Source organism: Aeromonas enterica, assembly GCF_054052465.1.
Genome location: NZ_JBSTYL010000007.1, coordinates 184,895 through 204,718, shown reverse-complemented (window position 1 = coordinate 204,718; position 19,824 = coordinate 184,895). Strand labels below are relative to the sequence as shown.

The window sequence follows — 19,824 nt, the reverse complement described above, 5'->3', positions numbered from 1 at the left end:
GTGTTGAAAGGCAGGGGTATCCATGATGGTAGACCTCAAGGAGATGGCCTACTTCAAGATTAGCTTTTCAACACGTAATTGGGACAGAGCCATAAAAAACGCCCCGGCATTGCGATGCCGGGGCGTTTTTCCATTCAGGCTTCAGTCCCTCAGGACTGATAACCGTTCGGGTTCTGGCTTTGCCAGCGCCAGGTGTCGACCATCATCTGCTCGAGCCCGCGCTCCGCCTGCCAGCCCAGCTCGTCACGAGCCTTGTGTGGCTCGGCCCAGCATTCGGCTATGTCACCGGGGCGGCGCGGTTTGATCTGGTACGCTATGGTGCGACCGCTGGCCGCCTCGAACGCCCTGATCATCTGCAGCACGGAATAGCCCTGACCGGTACCCAGGTTGTAGGTAAAGACACCGGTATCGGCAGCAATGCGGGCCAGCGCCTTGAGATGACCGAGGGCGAGATCCACCACGTGGATGTAGTCACGCACACCCGTGCCATCCGGGGTCGGATAGTCGTTGCCAAACACCCCCAGCTCCTTGAGCTTGCCGACGCCGACCTGGCTGATGTAGGGCAGCAGGTTGTTGGGGATACCGTTGGGATCTTCGCCGATGAGACCGCTCTCGTGGGCGCCGACCGGGTTGAAGTAGCGCAGCAGGACGATGGCCCAGCGCGGATCGGATTTGGACAAGTCACGCAGTATCTCTTCCACCATCAGCTTGGAGCGACCGTAGGGATTGGTCGCGCTGGTGGGGAAATCCTCCCGCAGCGGCACAGAGGCCGGATCGCCATACACGGTGGCCGACGAGCTGAACACCAGCCGGAACACGCCCGCCTTTGCCATCTCCTCGCACAGAACCAAAGTACCGGTGATGTTGTTCTGGTAATAGGTGAGCGGGATCTGGCTCGACTCCCCCACCGCCTTGAGACCGGCGAAGTGGATCACGGATTCAATCTTGTGGGCGGCAAACAGCTGCTGCAGGCAAGCTCTGTCCAGCACATCGCCCTCGACGAAGGTGACCGGCTTGCCGGTGATCCGCTCGACCCGCTTGAGCGATTCGGGGGAGGCGTTGGAGAGGTTGTCCAGCACCACGACCTGCTGCCCGGCATTGAGCAGCTCAACCAGGGTATGGGAGCCGATGTAACCGGCGCCGCCCGTAACCAATATTGTCATTTTTTATCCCGTGTTCTGGTGAAACTGGGGCAGAGTCTACCCGCCCTGCCCACTCGGGAAAAGAGTGAGATACTAATGACGCCCCTCAATAGTCGAGGCTGACATCCCCCCTGACGGTACAGGAGCAGGCCAGTGCGACGCCGCCCTCCAGATCCTGCGCACTCAGCGTCATCACGCTCTGCCGTTCGATCTTGCCGGTCGTGGTACAGCGACAGGCGCCACACACTCCGGCGCGGCAGGCGGCCATCATGATTTCGCCAGCCCCTTCCAGGGCGGCCAGCAGGGTCTGGCCCGGCAATATCTTCACCTTCTTGCCGCTTTTCTTGAGGGTCAGCCAGAAATGGTCGCTGGCGGCCGCAACCGGCGCCGCGCCCGATGTAACAGCAGGCAGGCCGAACGACTCCTGATGCAACTGTTCCGCTGGCAACCCCAGCTCCGCCAGCATGGCGCAGACGGCAGTCATGTAAGGCGCAGGGCCGCACAGATAGGCGTGGCGATCGAGCAGGTCCGGCGCCAGCTCCTTGAGCATGGCGGGAGTGAGCCGGCCAACCCAGGGATGAGCGGCCGAAGCCTGCTCCAGCACCAACCCATGGCGCACGCCGGGGTGAGCCTCGGCCAGCGCAGCCAGTTCGTCCGCGAAGATCAGATCCTGGGGCGAGCGGGCGCTGTGAATGAAGCGGATGTCCGCCTCGGGGCGCTTGGCCAGCTCGTCACGCAACATGGCCCACATGGGAGTGATGCCGGAACCGGCGCTGAGCAACAGCGGCCGCTCGCAGGGCAGCGCGGTCAGGTTGAAGTCGCCGAAGGGGCCGTCGACCCGGATCTCGTCCCCCACCTGCAGGCTCTGGTGCAGGTGGTGGGAGACTAACCCCACATCCTTGATGGTGACTTGCCAGCACGCATCCTGCGGGCTGGAGGAGAGGGTATAGGCGCGGCACATGGGCTGGCCGTCTATCTCTGTGTGCAGGGTCACGCACTGGCCGGCCAGCACAGCGGGCAGACTGCCGGTTACGGGCGCGAACTGCCAGCTCGCCACATCATGGGTGTCGGCGCGACGACCGATGCAACGCAGGGTGAGAGAGGTGGAGGTCATCACAAGGCTCCTCATTTTGAAAACATGTTTTTGACACACGGGTCTTTGAAAAAAAGGCGAGCCATCAGGCTCGCCAAAGGCTTACAACATGCTGAGATGATCAGGCCGGCACGGCCTGCGGGATCACCGGATTCAGGCAGCCAGGATCTCGGCCAAGTCGGCCTCGGCCGTAGTGGTCCCTTTCAGCCCGAACTGCTCCTCCAGCACCTTGAGCAGGGCCGGGGTCAGGAAGGCCGGTGCGGTCGGGCCGGTGCGAATGTCTTTCACGCCGAGCGCCAACAGGGTGAGCAGGATGACGATGGCCTTCTGTTCGAACCAGGAGAGCACCAGGGTCAACGGCAGGTCGTTGACGCCACACTCGAACGCCTCGGAGAGCGCCAGCGCCAGCTGGATGGCGGAGTAGGCGTCGTTGCACTGACCCACGTCCAGCAGACGGGGAATGCCGCCTATGTTGCCAAAATCGAGTTTGTTGAACTTGTACTTGCCGCAGCCCAGGGTGAGCAGCAGGCTGTCCTGCGGGGCAGCCTTGGCAAACTCGGTGAAGTAGGCACGCTCGGCCTTGTCGCCATCACAACCGCCCACCAGGAAGAAGTGGCTGATTTCACCCGCTTTCACCTTCTCAATCACTGCTGGTGCCGCCTGCATCAGGGCATTGCGGGCAAAGCCGATGGTGATGAAGTGCTCGAGCTCCGTGTGCTTGAAACCGTCCAGCGCCAACGCTTTCGCCACCACGGCGGAGAAATCGTCCCCTTCGAGGTGAGTCACGCCCGGCCAGCCGACGATGGAGCGGGTGAAGATACGGTCGCTATAGTCGCCCACGTTGGGATCTATGATGCAGTTGGAGGTCATCACAACGGCGCCGGGGAAGTTGGCAAACTCCTTCTGCTGGTTCTGCCAGGCGGAGCCGTAGTTGCCCACCAGGTGGGGGTACTGCTTGAAGAAGGGGTAAGCCAGCGCCGGCAGCATCTCGCCGTGGGTGTAGACGTTGATGCCGGAGCCTGCTGTCTGCTCCAGGATCAGCTTGAGATCCATCATGTCGTGGCCGGAGACCAAGATGCACTTGCCGGGGATCGGAGTGACTCTGACCTGGGTCGGTTCCGGGTGGCCGAAGGCGGTGGTTTCACCGAGATCCAGCATCTCCATGATTTTGAAGTTGAGCAGGCCGATCTCCATGGCACATTTGAACAGGGGATCCAGCTCGCTCGGGTCCGTGCTGAGCCAGCTCATGATGCGATGGAACTCGGCTGCCACGGCGCTATCCTGCTGACCCAGCACCCGGGCGTGCTCCATGTAGGCGGCGGCGCCCTTGAGGCCGTAGAGGCAGAGCAGACGCAGCCCCATGATGTCTTCGTGCACCTCGCTCTTGCCGCGATTGACTGCGGTTTGCGGTGCATGGGCCAGCTGGGCGAGCAGCTCGTCACCCGGCTCGAAGCTGGCGGCCTCGGGCAAGCCGGTGACTTGCACCGCCAGTGCCGCCAGACGGTCGGCCAGCTGCTGACGATGAGCCAGCGCCTGGTTGACATAGCCAACGATGCGGGCGGAGTCGAAGTTGACGTTGGTGAGGGTGGCGAAGAAGGCCTTGGGCACGAAGGCATCGATCTCGTTGTCGATGACACCGTGCTCGCGGGCGGCCAGCGCCCAGGCGCTGAGGCCCTGCAGCGCATAGATCAGCACATCCTGCAGATCCGAGGTTTCGGCCGTCTTGCCGCACATGCCTTGTGCATAAGCACAGCCATTGCCTGCCGGGGTACGAATTGTCTGTTCACATTGCACACAAAACATCATGCCTCTCCTAATTGGACATTTCAGTTACTTGTTTTGTGGCGATTCTATGCCCCTCGCCAAGAACTTAATAGGCATTCAATTTGCCAATTAAGTTTTCATTGATGCAGATCAAAAACAAAAAAGCCGCCCAAACAGGGCGGCAAGCGGGTGGATAAAAGGAGAGACAACTCGGGTTTACAACAAAGGATTACAACAAAACTCGTTTCAACTAAGGGTCAGGCCAGATAGGCGCGCAGCATCCAGACCAGTTTTTCCTGCTGCTGTACATAGTCGGAGAGGATGGATGCCGTCCCCTCGTCACCGGCCTCGGCGGCTTGTCCCAGGATCCGGCGCTGGGCGACCAGCAGCTCGCGGAAGCTCTCAAGCAGGGATTCGACACAGGCACGACCGTCATGCAGCCCCTTCTGCTCCGGGATGGCAGAGACTTTCAGGTAGTCGCTGAAGCTGTGCATGGGTACCCCATCCAGGGTGAGGATGCGCTCAGCCAGGGCGTCTACCTTGAGCAGCAGATCGTTGTAGATCTCTTCAAATTTCAGGTGTAGTTCGAAGAACTGATTGCCGCGGATATTCCAGTGGAAGCCACGGACGTTCATGTAGAGGATCTGGTAGCTGGCCAGCAACTTGTTCAGCTCGGCGGCCAGGGCTTGTGATTGAACGGTATCAAGACCAATCGGACTTTTCATGTTTCACCTCCAGATTTGACGATGGAGCCAGATTAGCTCCCTTCAGACTCAAAAGGTAATAGTTGCTACCTAACTGATTGATAGCGAGCGGCTATCGCCAAGTGCACCCATCAGATGATCTGGCATGCCTCACCCCGGACGCCGCTCGATATAGAGGATCACCTCGCCCAAGTGAATGCCGAACTTGCTTATCTCGGCCCGATTGATCAGGCGATCCTCATCCAGCAGATACATCCAGTCATCGAAGCTCACCCGCACCAACTCCCCGTCCGGCAGGGCCAGATCGAGTTGATAGCGCCAGTTGAGAGCAAAGCCTTCCGTCTTGCCTATCGCCTCCCCCACTACATCGGATGCGGTACCGCGCCAGTGACCATCGTCCCCCTTGCTCAAGAACCAGGTGCGGGTCTGCCGGCGGCCGTCATCGAAATAGAACTGCTCGAACAACTCCCCCTTGCCACCCTGCCAGTGCCCCTGCATCTCGACCCGGAAGCGACTGGTCACTTCGCCGCTGCGGTCGGTCACCAGGCCATGGGCCACCAGCTTGCCGTTGAAGAAGCGGGCGAGATCCCAGCTCGGCTCCTGACCACGGTAGTCATCCAGACTGCTGCCACACCCCGTCAGTACCACGAGTGACAACAGCAGCAGAAAGCGACAATAACGATAGAGAGACATTGAGTATTCCAGCATCAGAGTTGACCCCGCAGGCGGCGGGTGAGCGCGGGATCGCGGCTGTTGTCGGCGAGCCAGATGGCCAGAAAGGCCGCGGAGAATTGGGGATCGGCGAGGCTGCCGAGCGGCCGTTCGTGCCACCAGAAATGGCCAAATCCGGCCTCATCCACATAGAAGGCAAGTCTGTCTCCCGCCCCCACATCGGGCCAGAGCGCCGCCAGCTGATCGAGCCAGCGCCGGCGATCGGCATCGCTGCCGAGTCCGAGTCGCTGCCACTCCTCGGCGGTGGCGGTGAGCAAATCACTGCGTTCGATATCTCTGGCGTAGGTGAGGATCAGCGCCTGTGGATAATGGCCCGGCTCATAACGGCCACTTGCGCTGTAGAAGGTAGCGTCGTAGAGCTTGAACCAGAGCCAGCTCATCTCCCCCTGCCCCACGGCTCGCAGCGGCTGCCAGGGAGTGGAAGGGGCCTCTTTGGCCAGTGAACACGGGCTGCTCAAGGCCACGATCAGCAGGCTAATTCCACCCCATGTGCCAGCTCGCGGGATCTTCCAGTTCATGCCAATCCATCTCCTGTTCCAGCAGGGTGTTGATATCCTGCATCACCACGCGGGCCAGTTGCCCCTGCGCATCCCGCTGACATGACACCACCAGATAGAAGCGCTCGGTCAGCTCGTGCTGGCTCTCTTTGGTCCACTTGGAAAACAACAAGGTGTCGGTCGAAAAGGTGTTCATCTCGCGTCACCCTCCAGCTTGACCGTTACCCACAGGAGTACGGGTAACCACCACATCCAGATCACCGCCAGCAGTGCCGTGCTGATCCAGATGCCCCAAGGTAAGTGTACTGCGCCCATGGCTGCTCCCGCCACATAGGAGGAAGCACCACCCGCCATGCCAAACAGCCCCTGCTGCCAGCGGGGCAAGGGGCGCAACCAGCGCATGCCGTGGGCCAGCGTCAGGGCAAAACCGAGCCAGAGCAGTACCAGCCAGAGGGGAAAACCGGCCGAAAACTGAAACAACCCGAGCTGCCAGAGCAAGCCATCGAGCAGACAGCCGGCCAGGGCCACCGGCCATAACCGCAGATCGCGCCTGCGGCTGGGGGAGAAGAGAAAGTGGAGCAACAGCATCAGCAGCAGCGGGCCCGGCTGCGGCCATTTCACCGCCAGCAACCAGTAGAGGTTGAACCCCAGCAGCTGGGCCCACTGCCACATGGTCAGTGACCGCTTACTGGCAGATCCCCCGTCCAGCCGAGGGGGCCCGGCTTGGCCGCTTCCAGCTGGACCAGACTGATGGCCCGCTCCCAGAAGCCTCCTTCGCAATAGGCAAAGTAGAAGTGCCACAGCCGGATGAAATCCTGGCTGTAGCCGAGCCTCGGCAGCTCCGGGGCCAGCGCCAGAAAACGCTCGCACCAGTGCGCCAGGGTGCGGGCGTAATGGTGACCATGATCGTGCAGCCGCACCAGCTGCATGTCGGTCTCGTGGGCCAGCAAGCCCGCCATCTGGGAGACACTCGGCAGGCAGCCGCCGGGGAAGATGTAACGCTGGATGAAGTCGACGCCGCGCAGATACTGGGCGTGGCGCTGATCGGCGATGGTGATGGCCTGAATGAGCAGGCGACCGCCGGGTTTGAGCAGCCGCGACAGCTGGCGGAAGTAGTCCGGCAGGAAGGCATGACCCACCGCCTCTATCATCTCGATGGAGACCAGCTTGTCGAAGGCTCCCTCCAGCTTGCGGTAATCCTCCAGCAGCAGGGTAATGCGATCGTCGAGCCCCTCCCGCGCGATCCACTCGCGAGCATAGTCATGCTGAGCCTGGGAGATGGTCGTCGTGGTCACTCGGCAACCATAGTGACGGGCTGCATAAATGGCCAACCCACCCCAGCCTGTGCCAATCTCCAGCAGGTGATCGTCCGGTTTCAGCGCCAGCCGCTCGCAGATGGTGCGCAGCTTGGCCTGTTGCGCCTCCTCCAGGCTTGCGTCGGCACTCGGATAAATCGCGCTCGAGTACTGCATATGGCCATCGAGAAAGCCCTGATAGAGGGTATTGCCGAGATCGTAGTGGGCGGCGATGTTGGATCTCGAGCCTGTCAGGGTATTGCGATTGAGCCAGTGGCGCGCCTTGTTGAAGGGGAAACTGAGCCAGCTGAGCCGCCGCTCCAGGCTGTCGAGCAGTGTCATATTGCGGGCCAGCAACCGCACCAGCGCCACCGGATCCGGGCTGGTCCAGAGCCCCTCCACCCAGGTTTCACCGGCGGCAATGCTGCCCCCCAGCAGCAGACGGCGATAGAAGGCAGGATCCTTTACCACCACTTCGGCGTGCAGGTCAGTGCCCGCCACACCGAAACTGTGGCGCTCGCTGCCGTCCCGCAGCAGCAGTTGACCATGTTCGAGACGCCCCAGCAGATTCAGCAGCAGTTGCCTTGCGCCTTTGTCGATGAAAGAGGCTGAACTTGTTGATTGCACCAGTTCCATTAGCGAGTCTCCGGATGGCTGAAGATAGGTGTTCGTTTGATAAAAAGACGCAGGGCCTGCCAGTAGATCCCGAGCAGCACCTTCAGGGTCATCCAGGGCCAGCGAGCGAGCAGCGCCACCAGCCCCTTGCGCGACAGCGGCTCACGGCTCAGCGCCAGGGTGGCGTCAAACAACTTGGCCTCGCCGGACTGGGGATGACTCTCGATATGGATCAATGTCTCCTGCTCCGGCGGGCGAATGCGCCAGTGGTAGCGCATGGCCAGCCCCATGAAGGGAGATACGTGAAAATCCTTGTCGTGGGGCGCCAGCGCCGCCAGATCCAGCAGGTAGTAGTGACGCTCGTTCCAGGGGGTGTTCGACACCTCGGCCAGCAGGTAACGCGCCTCACCCTGCCGGTAGCAGAAGTAGAAATTGACCGGGCTGAAATAGAAGCCCAGGCAGCGTACATTGCCGAGCAGCAACACGCGCCCGCCCGGCTCGGCAGCACCGCCCAGCTCGGTCACCTTGTCCCACACCGCCTGCTTGAGGCTGCCCTCGCCGCCGCCCAAATAGTCGCGGCGGCGAAAGGAGAGCAGCCCGGCCCGCTCCACGGCGAACCAGCGCCCCTGGCCGAGGCTCGGCAGCTCGTCCAGATCCAGCCCCAGCATGAAGAGGCTGTAGGAGAAAGCATGGGCTCTGGGTGCGAAGCGGCGATGGCGCACCGAGCCCTGCCAGATGGCGCTGACAGTCTGAGCCATGGCGGCAGTGTTCATAGCTCGGCCCCGAAGCGTCTGGCGACGTCCAGGGCGCTGCGCACCCCGTCCTCGTGAAAGCCGTTGTACCAGTAGGCGCCGCAGAAATGGGTGTGGTGCTGGCCGCAGATCTCCAGCCGCGCCTGCTGCGCCTCAATGGATGCCTGATTGAACACAGGGTGGTGATAGACGAAGCGGCGCAGCACCTTGCTCTCGTCCACCTTGCCCCTGGGATTGAGGCTGACGCAGAAGGGCTGCGGTGAGTTCACCCCTTGCAATATGTTCATGTTGTAGCTCACCAGCGGCCGCGCCTCGTCGTCCCCGTCAAGCTGATAGTTCCAGCTGGCCCAGGCCTTGTGGCGGCTGGGCAGGCAACTGGTATCGGTATGCAGCCAGACATCATTGGCCTGATAGGCCATGTCGCCCAGAATCGCCTGCTCCCGCTCGCTGACATCCTGCAACAGAGACAGCGCCTGATCGCTGTGGCAGGCGAGGATCACCTCGTCAAACAGCTCCTCGCCATAGCGACTCTGGATCAGCACCCCCTCGGCCAGACGCCGGATCCCCTGCACCGGGCAGGCGAGGCGGATCTGCGGCTGCCAGCCTGCGGTGAGCGGGCCTATGTACTCCCGCGAACCGCCTGGGATCACGTACCACTGGGGACGGTTGGCCACATCAAGCAGGCCGTGGTTGGCAAAAAAACGCAGGAAGAAGGCCAGCGGGAAGGCACGCATGTCCGCCAGGGTGGAGGACCAGATGGCTGCCCCCATGGGCAGAATGTAGTGGCGGGCGAAGTAGTCGCTAAAGTCCCCCACCTGCAAGAAATCCCCCAGGGTCAGCGTGGGACACTCGCCATGTCGTTGGCCGTCGGCCAGCCAGGCACGGGCCTCCCGGTTGAAGCGCAGTATCTCGGCCACGAAGCGGTAAAAACGCGGGCTCAACAGATTGCTGCGCTGGGCAAACAGGGTATCCAGATTGTGGCCGTTGTACTCGAGCCCCTCCGGGCTCTTCACCGAGAAGCTCATCTCGGCCGGTTGATGCGCCACCCCGATCCGCGCCAGCAATTTGAGGAAATGGGGGTAGGTGCGATCGTTGAACACGATAAAACCGGTATCGATGGCATAGCTGCGACCGGCCAGGCTGACATCGACGGTGGCGGTATGCCCCCCCAGGGTGGGGGCCGCCTCGAACAAGGTGATGTCGTGGCGCTTGTGGAGCAGATAACCGGCGGTAAGCCCGGAAATCCCAGAGCCGACAATGGCGATTTTTTTCTTCATGAAGGGCGTCCTTTCGAAACAAGCGTGCTGCCAAGCTGCAGCCAGAGTCCTACCGGCAGTGCGCCAAGCAGGCGCAGCAACCAGATGAAGCGGCGGGGAAAATGGATCTGGTGACGACCGGCGGCCAGTCCGGTCAGGATGGCGCGAGAGGCCTGCTCTACGGTCACCAGGCAGGGCATGGGAAAATCATTTTTCGCGGTGAGCGGCGTCTGCACAAAGCCGGGGCGGATCAGGGTCACCGCTATGCCCCTGGCCTTGAGATCGAGACGCAGGGTATCGGCCAGATAGTCGAGAGCCGCCTTGGAAGCGCCATAGGCTTCGGCCCGTGGCAGCGGCAACCAGCTCACCGAGGAGCCGACGATGGCAAGCCTGGCACCGCGTTCCAGAAGCGGCAGGAAGACGGCCAGCGCGTGGCCGGTGGCGATGAGATTGGTCTCGATCACCCGGGCAAACAGCTCGCCATCGAACCCCTCTGCCAGATCCATGTATTCGCAGCTGCCGGCATTGAGGATCAGCAGATCCAGCGGCGGCAGGCTGGCCGCCACCTCTGCCATGGCGGCCGCATCCCGGCCATCACACTGCAATGGGGTGATGCCATGGCGACCCAGTGCCAGCAGCCGATCGCCATCGCGACCGCAGCCCCATACCTGCCAGCCCGCCTGCCGGTAATCGAGCGCCAGCTGGCGGCCCAGCCCGGAGCTGGCACCCGTGATCAGCACCCGTCCGCTCATGATCCCAGCCTCCCCTTGATGGTGCGCACCAGGGATCCGAGCAGCGGCAACTGCTCGTAGAGCATGGCGCCGAGATCGAAGTAGTCGCGATGCAGACACACCTTGTCGGCGGCGTCGAACTCAAGCCGGGTCGCCCCCTCCACAGTGACGGGCCGTCCCCCGCCGAGCCTTGGGTGGGAGAAGGTCATGACCCAGCTTATCCAGGCCTCACGACCCTGTTGCTGCTGGCTGACGATCTCGAAGCGGCAGTCGGCGAGACGCTGATAGAGGGCGGCAAAATAGTCAGTGAGCGCCGTCAGCCCCTCGATACGGTGGGCCGGATCGATGAAGATCACCTGCTCGGCGTAGACGTCCGGCAGGCGATGCAACTGCTGCTTGTCCAGTTGCTGGTAAAGGGCAATAAAGCGGGCCAGCGGCGCGTTCATCCTATTTCTCCAGGTGTCGAAACATCTCGATGGCTCTCACCCGGGCAACGGCGTGATCCACCATGGGGGCCGGATATCCCCTTTCCCCTTTGAGCCGCAACCAGTCATGGGGCTGGTGCACATAAGCGACAGGGACATCGGCAAGTTCAGTTACCCAGGTACGGATAAAGTCTCCTTGTGGATCAAATCGTTGCCCCTGAGTGGTGGGATTGAACACCCGAAAGTAGGGGGCCGCATCGGCGCCCGTACCCGCCGCCCACTGCCAGCCACCATTGTTGGCCGCCAGATCCCCGTCAATCAGCTGGCTCATGAAGTAATCCTCCCCGAGCCGCCAGTGGATGTGCAGATCCTTGGTCAGGAAACTCGCCACTATCATCCGCAGCCGGTTGTGCATCCAGCCGGTGGCGTTGAGGCAGCGCATGGCCGCATCGACGATGGGATAGCCGGTGCGCCCTTCACACCAGGCGGCCAAGGCATCCGGATCCCAGCTCCAGGGCAAGGCCGCGGTCTCGGGTTTGAACGGCAGGTTCATGGAGAGGGTCGGCACCAGCACCAGCAGGTGACGATAAAATTCGCGCCAGACAAGCTCGTTGAGCCAGACGAAACCGGGCTGCGCCTTGGATTGGGGCCGGTAACCAAGCCGCTGTTGCAGCGCGCCTACGCACTGACGCGGGCTTATGATGCCCGCAGCCAGATAAGGCGAAAGGATGGAGGTGCCCGCCTGTGCCGGAAAGTCCCGGGTCTCGCCGTAGTCGAGCACGGCCTGTTCCAGAAAGGCGTGCAGACGGCGCAGTGCCTCGGCCTCCCCCACTGGCCAGCGCGGAGCCGCCGTTACCTCGCCAAGGGTGGCATCAGCAAACTCCCTCTCGGCCAGCGGCTGCCACGGCAGCGGCTCGCCCCGTGGCGCGGGGATTCGGTGAATAACGAAGCCATCCTCCTCCAGCGCCTTGAGCCAGGCGCGGCTGAAGGGGGTGAACACCTTGAACATCTCCCCTGCACCTGTCAGCACCCGGCCCGGCGGCAACACGCAGCAGCCGTTGAGCCAATGGCAACTTGTCTCCTGCTCTGCCAGCGCAGCAGTGACGACATGGTCACGGCGCTGCTCGTCGAGTTCGATGGCCTGATTGGCGTAGAGATGAGTGACACCCAGCTGCCGGGTCAGAGTCGCCAGCGCCGCGGGCAGCTCGGCAAAGGTCTCCACCCGCAACAGATGGAGCTGGATGCCGAGGGCCGCCAGTTCGCGGCCCAGCGCATCGACCTGCGCCAGCATAAAGCGCTGACGAATGGGCGCCATCTTGTGTTGTCGCCACTGGGTCGGGGAGATGACAAACAGGGCGCTGACTTCCCCCGTCTCGGCGCAAGCGTGTCGCAAGGCCGGGTTGTCGGCGAGGCGCAGATCATTGCGAAACCAGACCAGTTTCATGGGATCTTGCTCCCGCGCACGGCACCGCCACGGGCAGCCGGTTTGTCCAAACCAACCTCGGCAAGGGTGGCCTGCCAGCCGTGGGCCCTCAGCCAATCCGCGTCATAGAGGCGCCCCAGCTCGCCAAACAAGCGGGTGCCCGCCGGCCAGCCGGTGGCCAGATCAGGCTTGCCAAGGCCGGCACCCAGCAGCACCAGCCAGGGAGTGGCCGCCCGCCCCTCCAACAAGGCGAGGTGGCGCGGCTCGACCGCCCCCAGCAGTTGCACCTCGTAACCCTGGCCGATCAGCTCGTAGGCAGACCAGACCAGATCGAGGGGGCCGACCTGGCCCCAGCTCGCCAACGTGATCGGCGTGCCCTTCTCCTGCTCAATCAGGTGGCGGGCGAAGCGGGTATGAAGCCAGCCCAGCCACACCTGTTGCAGCAGCTCGCCATCAGGCCGCTCACGCCACAGGCCAAGCAGCTGCTCCACCAGGGGTTGCAGCACCCGGCTGCGCACCAGCTCGAACGGGTAGCTCGCCAGCAGGTCGTTCAGTTGCGCCTCCACCTTGCGCTGGTTGAGGGCGAGCACAGACTGGCACAGTTGCTCCAGGGTCTGCTGCCAGTGATCGCTCACCAGCTGGGATTGGGGCTCGCTCAGCAATCCCTTGACCTGGCCTATGCTCACTCCCCGCTCCAGCCAGCTCAGGATCTCGCCTATCTGGCGGATGTCCTGTTCGCTGTAGAGGCGGTGCCCCTTCTCGGTGCGGGCCGGCTGCACCAACCCGTAGCGGCGCTGCCAGGCACGCAGGGTGACGGCATTGACACCGGTGAGGCGGGAGACATCGCGAATGGGGTAAATCCCCTCATCCAGCCTGGTGGCATCATCTTGTGGTAAATCTGACATGGCTAATTCCGTTCAACAGGGTATGGGCGCCCCGGCCAAAGGGGCCGGGGTCGCAAAACAGGGATCAGAGCCCGTAACGCAGCTTGAGCGTATCGGGGTGCGGATCGAGATAGACCTGCTGCGCCAGATAGGGATTGGGGTATTCGCGCAGGTAGTGGCGGATCAGGGTCAGCGGCACCAGCAAGGGGAAGATGCCGGTGCGGTACTTGTCTATGCTGTCGGCCAGCTCCTGCTTCTGGGACGGGGTCAATACCCGCTTGAAGTAACCCTGCAGGTGCATCAACACATTGGTGTGGCTGCGGCGATTGGCACGCAGGGTCAGGGCTGCCATCAATCCTGTGATGTAGCTGTCGGCCACCTGTTGCAGGTTGGCCTTGCCAAGGTTGCCCAGCAGCTTGCCGAGCGCCCGATAGTGGGTAGTGGCATGGGAGAGCACCAGATACTTGTAACGGGAGTGAAAGCGGATGAGCGCCGCGGCCGTCAGCCCCTGGGCGCAGAGTTGTTGCCAGTCGTGGTAAGCGAAGACCCGCAGCACGAAATTTTCCCGCAGTATGGGATCGCAGAGGCGGCCATCTTCTTCCACCGGCAGCAGGGGGTTGGCCTCCATCAGCGCCTTGGCGAACAGGCCTATCCCCTCCTTGGCACTCCCCTCGTTGTTGGCGCCATAGATGCGCACCCGCTCCATGCCGCAGCTCGGGGACTTGGCACAGAGGATGTAACCGGAGATGAAGTCGAGCTGACGGGCCTTCTGCTCGCTGAAAGCGATCAGTTGCTCGGTGACATCGAAACTGCCGTTGCTCGCCTCGGCGCGGATCTCGCCGTTGCGCTTGACCAGCCGGATGGCGGCGCGCGGCGCCCCCAGGCCGATGGCCATCTCGGGACAGACGGGGTGATAATCGAAGTGAGCGCCAAGATCCCGTTCGCAGAAGCTGGAGCGCTTGTGGCCCCCGTCGAACCGCACTTCCTGTCCCAGCAGGCAGGCACTGATACCGACTTTAATCTTGTACATGTTGACGCTCCTTGTATAAGCCTGAGTTCAGTTATAGCAGTTATACAAAGAAAAGAAAGTTGTATAACTATTGCGGACTGATATGGCACAAGGGCGAAAACAGGATCACCAGAAAATGAAAAAGCCCATGACCGACGTCATGGGCAAAAATGAAGACACTACAGGAAGCAGGATTAGAAGCTGTACTTCACACCCAGGCTGGAGATGGAACCCTGTTGCAGGTCCCACTTGCGGTAGGTGTAATCGGCGGTGAGGGCCAGGTTCTGGCTCACCTTGTAGGCGGCACCCACTTTGAAATCGTGCATGTCGTCGGTCATGTTGGCGTAGCGGTAACCGGTGGAGAGCTCGACGGCGCCGATGTCGTAGCGCAGGCCCACTTCACCGTACATGCTGCCGCTGTTCTTGCGGGTAATCACGTCCCAGCCGCTGTCCTTCACGTTGGCGGTCACCTGCCGTTCCATGCTGTAACCCATCAGACCCGCTTCACCATACAGGTTCAGGCCGGTACTGAGCGGGGTGTAGACACCCAGACCCAGGCTGGAGAGGCCCATGCTGTCGTTGCCATCGTTGCGGGAGGTGTATTCACTGCCCAGACGGCCGTAGAAGTTGGAACCGAAGCTCTTGGAGAGATCCAGACTCAGGCCGCCGAAATCGCGGTTGTTGCTGTCCTTGCCGCCGATGTAGTCGGACTTGGTGTGTGCCCAGGTCAGGCCGCCCTTGGCGTAGCTGAAGGCATCCTGTGCCAGGGCGGAAGTAGAAGCGAAACCGGCCAGAACCAGAACAGAAAGTGCAACTTTTTTCATTTTGATGACTCCACTTGTTGAGCTAGTTGAGACCTAGCTGGAATGGAGCCATTGTGCCGAGCAGGAAGGAGAATGCCGAGCGGCAAGCTGTTGCCAAATCATGTCAGATGTAAGCAACTGTTGCTGGCAGTTACCGGATTAACAATTGAACCCAAACAGGCTCGGTGATGGAGCCTGTTTGGCAGCGGGTGTCTGTGTGGCGAGGGGTTAGCGGAATTCCACTTCCTCAATCTCGACCCGCACCAGGGGCTTGCCGGTCAGGCCGGCCGGGCGCGGCATCTCGAGCACCAGGGAGGGACGTTGCTGACCCTTGCGCAGGTAGGACTCCGGCAGACGGTTCTCGCCCACCCAGAAACGGGCCTCCTGCTTGACCAGTTGGGCACCCTGCTCGCTGAACAGGGTGACGCTGCCGCGCACCCGCACCACGCTGCGGCTGCCCGTGTTGCTCACCATGAATTGCAACGACAGGGGATCCGAACCCTCTATCTTGTCGAGCTTGACGCTTATCCCGTCCTTGACCGCCTGGGCCAGCAGATCCGGATTGGTCATCGCCTGCTCGGTCAGCACGGGGACGGCCACCGCACCCGTGACCACCTCACCGCTCGCCGTCGGCTTGATCAGCAGATATTCCCAGGTGAAGTCATCGTTGAGCTGCACCTGGCGGCCATCCGGCAGGGTGACCTGGGTCAGGGGCGCAGCCTGTGCCAGCAAGGGTGACAGACAGAGGGCAACCAGCAGGCGGGACAAGGGTTTCATAGGGTGATGGCTCGGCGTCGATGGAAAAGGGCGTCAGTATAAAGAGTCGGCTCCGGCTTGCCTATGACCCGACTCACGTTCTTGCCCTCTGCGGCCAAGTCAGCAGGCCAGCTCCTGCCGATCCTCTTCCTGCCCCATGTCCAGCGTCACCAGATCGAACTCTGTGCTCTTGAGGGCATTGAGGATGTCCGGTTGCAAGTCGAATGCCTGGGCACGCAGCCGCAGCGGTACGCGCACCCGTGCCAGAGTGGTCGCCTGATCGGAGAGGGTATGAAAGAACACCTGTGCCTCCTCCAGCCCCATGTCGGCCAGCATTTGCTCCGCCATGTCCACCATGCGCAGATGGCGCTTGTCCACCAGCTCGGGATCAGAGAAACGGCGACTCAGACAGCCGTGGGCGCTCTTGCCCCAGCGCCCCAGCTGCCGCTTGTTGAAGCCGTAACGAAAGTCCCTGTGGGTCATGCCCTGTTTGGCAAACAACCAGAGGGTGTTGGCTGGCAGGCTGCCGAAGCGGCGCAAATACTCCTGCAACTCCTCGACCGGGGCGGGCAGCAGCATGGGCAGACGGCTCCAGTCGGTTTCCAGTGCGGTGAGATGACAGATGTAGCGTACCGGGTCTATCACCTCGTTGAGGTGACGCAGGTGATCGCAGAAGATCATCTCGTCGGTCTTGATGACTCTCTGCTCTATCTCATAGCGCTGACAGTAACGTTTGGCCCGCGCCACCTCTTTGCGGCTGCGGGTCGGGCTGTCCAGGGTCACGGCCCGGATCCGGACCCCGCTGGCGCGGCACAAATCCATGCTGTAGCAGGATTCCAGTCGGCCGGAGAAGGAGACAACCAATTCGCCGTAGCCGGCCAGGGTCTCGACAAGCAGCTGCTCCCTGGCCTGAAAGGTCTGATCGTATCCTCGATTCAGCACAACTATATTGGCATCCATAACGACAACACCGGATAGTGAATGGGCCATCATTGTGCCGTAACAATCCTGAATAAACCCTTAAAGCACAGGGATACATCAGAATTTAATTATAACATCATGCCAATCTGCGTTACTTTCATCCTGTTCTGCATCATAAATCCGCAGTTTTGCCTGATGTACCTGATGTGCTCGCAAAAATCCCTCCGCCTGTTCGAGGGAGCCGAACGTCAACCTGCCCTCCTCACTGTCGGTGAGACACAGCATCTCGCCGTCAACCTCGACACAGAGCTGGTAACCGCTGCCATCCAAGCAGGCGATCAGCAGGCCCGCATCCGGATAGTGGCTCAACCAATTACGAAACCGGCCATGCTCCATAACGTCTCCTTGAGCATTCCTGACTGTCAGCTCAACCGGGCAGATAGCCCAGCGACAGCAGCTGCTGACGACAGCTGGGCACATCGGTAAACACCAGCCCCCCGATCCCCAGTGCCTGCGCGGCAGCCACGTTGGCGGGGCTGTCATCGATAAACAGGCACTCATCGGCCTTCAGATCGAACGACACCAGCAAATAGCGATAAATATCCGGTTCCGGCTTCATCATCCGTACCCGCGCCGACACCACCTTGCCACTGAAGAAGCGCCAGAATCCGTGCTGCTCCAGCCAGTCGATGCTGGCATGACCCATGTTGGAAAGCGCATAGAGGGTGTGGCCCGCCCCATGCAGCGTCTCTATCAGGGTCAGCATAGCGGGATCAGGCTGGAGCGATGCGGGCACCGCCTGCAAAATGGCGAGATTCTCCGCAACCGACAGACCGGTGCGCCCCTGCGCCTGGCGGGCCATGGTGTGCAGCGACAGGGTGCCACGGTCCACCTCCAGCCAATCCGGGTGGTTGAACAACCGATCCGCCAGCGCCTCGGCGTCGTCCGACCCTCGCACCGAGCGTACTATGGCCACCGGATCCCAGCTCACCACCACCCGTCCCAGATCGAAAATAATCGCCATTGTGACCTCCTCCTGATGCCTCTGCCTCCGGGCCAACCGCCACCACATGGCGCTCGAACGGCCCCGTCGGCACACGTAAATACCCTGCCCCGTTCGCCTCCTACGGGCAAGTTTTACTTGCATCCCACGCCCAAATCCCTTAATGGTTATGACGACATTTTCAGGACAAGCCCCATGCACGCACCATTCTTCTTTGCTTTCACGTTTATCCGGCCCACATGAGGGAAGGCCCTGTCGTCGCATGAACAGAAAGCAAAGACGAATCGAGCCTCCCTTAGCGGAGGCTTTTTTTTGCAGCTACCACACACGATTATTTGGATAGGGAACCACCATGGCTACGCTCGACGAGATCAGACAAGACATCACCCGGTTGGATCAGGAGCTGCTTGCCCTGCTGGCCAAGCGCAAGACCCTCAGCATAGAGGTCGCCCGTGCCAAGCAGGCCAATCCCCGTCCCATCCGCGACACCCAGCGCGAGCAGGATCTGCTGGTCGCCCTGATCCAGAAAGGGCGTGTGCTGGGGCTGGACGCCCAGTACATCACCCGTATCTATCACACCATCATCGAAGATTCCGTGCTCTCCCAGCAGGCCTATCTGCAGAGCCTGCTCAACCCGGAGCAACAGGAGCCGATGACCAGCGTCGCCTATCTGGGCCCGCGCGGTTCCTACTCCAGCCTGGCGGCTCGCAAGTATCTGGCCCGCTACAAGGATCAGGTGATAGAGGTGAACTGCCAGAACTTTCGCGAGGTGCTGGATGCGGTGGAGTCGGGTCGCGCCGCCTTCGGCGTGCTGCCCATCGAGAACACCAGCTCGGGCTCCATCAACGAGGTGTATGACGTGATGCAGCACACCAGCCTTTCCATCGTCGGCGAGTTGACCTACCCCATAGAGCACTGCATCCTCACCGCTGTGCCGACCGAGCTGGGTCGCATCAAGACCTTCTATGCCCACCCCCAGGTGTTCCAGCAGTGCTCCCACTACCTGAGCAAGCTGGAAGGGGCACGCCACGAGATCTGCGACTCCTCTTCCAGCGCCATGATGAAGGTCAAGGAGCTGGCAAGCCCGGAGGCGGCGGCAATCGGCAGCGCGGCTGGCGGTGAGCTGTACGGACTGGACGTGCTGGCCGAGCAGCTAGCCAACCAGAAGGAGAACTACAGCCGCTTCATCGTAGTGGCGCGCAAGCCCATCGACGTGGCGCCGCAAATTCCGGCCAAGACCACCCTCATCATGTCCACCTCCCAGAAACCCGGCTCCCTGGTGGAGGCGCTGCTGGTGCTGCGCAACAACGAGATCAACATGACCAAGCTGGAGTCACGTCCGGTACAGGGCAATCCCTGGGAGGAGATGTTCTATCTGGATGTGTCCGCCAACCTGCAGACCCCGGCCATGCAGGCCGCGCTGATGGAGCTGACCAAGATCACCCGCTACATCAAGGTGCTGGGCTGCTACCCGAGCGAAGACGTCAAGCCGACCACAGTGCCGCCGGTACTGATGGGCAACTGACCGCTTCTGCCAACAAAAAAGGCGAACATCATGTTCGCCTTTTGTTTTTCTGCCTCGCGGTCAGAACTGACCGGCCATCAACTGGTTGATGTTGTAGAGGGCGCGGGTATCGAGCTCCATCTCGGTGGCATAGGTGTTGCCACGGGGATAGGAGGCCACCACCCGGGCGCCACGCACCATGCCGGCCACGGACACGTCCAGCGAGTTGGAGGTCTGGATCAAGTCCTTGTAGCTGCTCTGGCCCCGCACCTGCTGGCCATTGAGCTGCTCCGCCAGTTCACGGTAGGCATCCATCTTGGAGGCGCGAATGGCCTGCAACATCTTCTCTGACTGGGACGGCCCCGGCTGGATGTCGATCACCGCGTAACCCACTGCCTTGAGCACCGGGAAGTCATCGGGCTTGTTGTTGCCGCCGCCGTAGTTGACCACCCGATTGCCGCCACTGCACGCGGTCAGCAGCAGGGCCAGCAGGCATCCGAACAGGATCTTCATTG

At 61.7% G+C, this 19,824-nt stretch carries 23 protein-coding genes and 1 other annotated feature; of the genes, 1 reads left to right on the top strand and 22 read right to left on the bottom strand.

Annotated features, from left to right (window positions below; all coding sequences use genetic code 11):
• Positions 1-149: 149 nt before the first annotated feature.
• The 21 genes from galE to ACW5XD_RS10415 all read right to left on the bottom strand — a co-directional run bounded on the left by galE (position 150) and on the right by ACW5XD_RS10415 (position 17,826).
• Entirely contained in the window at positions 150-1,163 is a 1,014-nt protein-coding gene (gene galE / locus ACW5XD_RS10515) for a UDP-glucose 4-epimerase GalE (protein ID WP_456494853.1), read from the bottom strand.
• A gap of 85 nt (positions 1,164-1,248) precedes the next feature.
• Entirely contained in the window at positions 1,249-2,256 is a 1,008-nt protein-coding gene (locus ACW5XD_RS10510) for an FAD-binding oxidoreductase (RefSeq protein ID WP_456494852.1), read from the bottom strand.
• A gap of 132 nt (positions 2,257-2,388) precedes the next feature.
• The gene (hcp, locus tag ACW5XD_RS10505) at positions 2,389-4,038 is read right to left on the bottom strand and encodes a hydroxylamine reductase (protein WP_456494855.1); all 1,650 of its coding nucleotides are present in this window, start codon (positions 4,036-4,038) and stop codon (positions 2,389-2,391) included.
• Positions 4,039-4,256: 218 nt separating this feature from the next.
• Complete coding sequence (locus tag ACW5XD_RS10500) at positions 4,257-4,724, bottom strand: Dps family protein (RefSeq protein ID WP_021140949.1); 468 nt, start codon at positions 4,722-4,724, stop codon at positions 4,257-4,259.
• Between the two features lie 129 nt (positions 4,725-4,853).
• Positions 4,854-5,396, bottom strand: a complete 543-nt coding sequence (locus tag ACW5XD_RS10495; RefSeq protein WP_456494851.1) for a DUF3833 domain-containing protein — start codon at positions 5,394-5,396, stop codon at positions 4,854-4,856.
• 14 nt (positions 5,397-5,410) lie between these two features.
• Positions 5,411-5,953: a chalcone isomerase family protein gene (locus ACW5XD_RS10490; protein WP_456494850.1), complete on the bottom strand. Its 543-nt coding sequence runs from the start codon at positions 5,951-5,953 to the stop codon at positions 5,411-5,413.
• On the bottom strand, positions 5,910-6,128 hold the full coding sequence (locus tag ACW5XD_RS10485) for a TIGR02450 family Trp-rich protein (protein WP_043134397.1): 219 nt from the start codon (positions 6,126-6,128) through the stop codon (positions 5,910-5,912). Before ACW5XD_RS10485 ends, ACW5XD_RS10490 begins: the two co-directional genes overlap by 44 nt.
• Positions 6,125-6,604: a DUF2878 domain-containing protein gene (locus ACW5XD_RS10480; protein ID WP_456494849.1), complete on the bottom strand. Its 480-nt coding sequence runs from the start codon at positions 6,602-6,604 to the stop codon at positions 6,125-6,127. The genes ACW5XD_RS10485 and ACW5XD_RS10480 overlap by 4 nt, the downstream gene beginning before the upstream one ends.
• 2 nt (positions 6,605-6,606) lie before the next feature.
• The gene (locus ACW5XD_RS10475) at positions 6,607-7,863 is read right to left on the bottom strand and encodes a class I SAM-dependent methyltransferase (RefSeq protein ID WP_456494848.1); all 1,257 of its coding nucleotides are present in this window, start codon (positions 7,861-7,863) and stop codon (positions 6,607-6,609) included.
• Positions 7,863-8,615 carry a DUF1365 domain-containing protein gene (locus ACW5XD_RS10470; protein ID WP_456494847.1) on the bottom strand — a complete coding sequence of 251 codons (753 nt, stop codon included), beginning with the start codon at positions 8,613-8,615 and terminating at the stop codon, positions 7,863-7,865. Before ACW5XD_RS10470 ends, ACW5XD_RS10475 begins: the two co-directional genes overlap by 1 nt.
• On the bottom strand, positions 8,612-9,871 hold the full coding sequence (locus ACW5XD_RS10465) for an NAD(P)/FAD-dependent oxidoreductase (RefSeq protein WP_456494846.1): 1,260 nt from the start codon (positions 9,869-9,871) through the stop codon (positions 8,612-8,614). Before ACW5XD_RS10465 ends, ACW5XD_RS10470 begins: the two co-directional genes overlap by 4 nt.
• Complete coding sequence (locus ACW5XD_RS10460) at positions 9,868-10,602, bottom strand: SDR family NAD(P)-dependent oxidoreductase (protein ID WP_456494845.1); 735 nt, start codon at positions 10,600-10,602, stop codon at positions 9,868-9,870. The genes ACW5XD_RS10465 and ACW5XD_RS10460 overlap by 4 nt, the downstream gene beginning before the upstream one ends.
• The gene (locus ACW5XD_RS10455; protein ID WP_043134384.1) at positions 10,599-11,027 is read right to left on the bottom strand and encodes a nuclear transport factor 2 family protein; all 429 of its coding nucleotides are present in this window, start codon (positions 11,025-11,027) and stop codon (positions 10,599-10,601) included. Before ACW5XD_RS10455 ends, ACW5XD_RS10460 begins: the two co-directional genes overlap by 4 nt.
• A 1-nt stretch (position 11,028) precedes the next feature.
• Positions 11,029-12,450 (bottom strand): deoxyribodipyrimidine photo-lyase, encoded by a 1,422-nt coding sequence (gene phrB / locus ACW5XD_RS10450; RefSeq protein ID WP_456494844.1) that lies wholly within the window; start codon positions 12,448-12,450, stop codon positions 11,029-11,031.
• Positions 12,447-13,334 (bottom strand): MerR family transcriptional regulator, encoded by an 888-nt coding sequence (locus ACW5XD_RS10445; RefSeq protein ID WP_456494843.1) that lies wholly within the window; start codon positions 13,332-13,334, stop codon positions 12,447-12,449. Before ACW5XD_RS10445 ends, phrB begins: the two co-directional genes overlap by 4 nt.
• Positions 13,335-13,398: 64 nt before the next feature.
• On the bottom strand, positions 13,399-14,343 hold the full coding sequence (locus ACW5XD_RS10440; RefSeq protein ID WP_456494842.1) for a YbgA family protein: 945 nt from the start codon (positions 14,341-14,343) through the stop codon (positions 13,399-13,401).
• A 173-nt stretch (positions 14,344-14,516) separates the two neighbouring features.
• A complete protein-coding gene (locus tag ACW5XD_RS10435; RefSeq protein WP_456494841.1) occupies positions 14,517-15,146 on the bottom strand; it encodes an outer membrane beta-barrel protein in 630 nt (209 codons plus the stop codon).
• Positions 15,147-15,353: 207 nt separating this feature from the next.
• A complete protein-coding gene (locus ACW5XD_RS10430) occupies positions 15,354-15,902 on the bottom strand; it encodes a DUF3157 family protein (protein WP_098984883.1) in 549 nt (182 codons plus the stop codon).
• A 99-nt stretch (positions 15,903-16,001) separates the two neighbouring features.
• Entirely contained in the window at positions 16,002-16,874 is an 873-nt protein-coding gene (locus ACW5XD_RS10425) for a hypothetical protein (RefSeq protein WP_456494840.1), read from the bottom strand.
• A gap of 45 nt (positions 16,875-16,919) precedes the next feature.
• The gene (locus ACW5XD_RS10420; protein WP_456494839.1) at positions 16,920-17,198 is read right to left on the bottom strand and encodes a DUF6482 family protein; all 279 of its coding nucleotides are present in this window, start codon (positions 17,196-17,198) and stop codon (positions 16,920-16,922) included.
• A gap of 31 nt (positions 17,199-17,229) precedes the next feature.
• A complete protein-coding gene (locus ACW5XD_RS10415; RefSeq protein ID WP_456494838.1) occupies positions 17,230-17,826 on the bottom strand; it encodes an HAD family hydrolase in 597 nt (198 codons plus the stop codon).
• Positions 17,827-17,996: 170 nt separating this feature from the next.
• Positions 17,997-18,119: a sequence feature (Phe leader region), on the top strand.
• A gap of 38 nt (positions 18,120-18,157) precedes the next feature.
• Between ACW5XD_RS10415 and pheA the strand changes: the two genes are divergently transcribed.
• Positions 18,158-19,330, top strand: a complete 1,173-nt coding sequence (gene pheA / locus ACW5XD_RS10410) for a prephenate dehydratase (RefSeq protein WP_043139906.1) — start codon at positions 18,158-18,160, stop codon at positions 19,328-19,330.
• A 60-nt stretch (positions 19,331-19,390) separates the two neighbouring features.
• Here the strand turns inward: pheA and ACW5XD_RS10405 are convergent, their stop codons facing one another.
• Positions 19,391-19,822 carry an LPP20 family lipoprotein gene (locus ACW5XD_RS10405; RefSeq protein WP_456494837.1) on the bottom strand — a complete coding sequence of 144 codons (432 nt, stop codon included), beginning with the start codon at positions 19,820-19,822 and terminating at the stop codon, positions 19,391-19,393.
• Positions 19,823-19,824 lie beyond the last annotated feature (2 nt).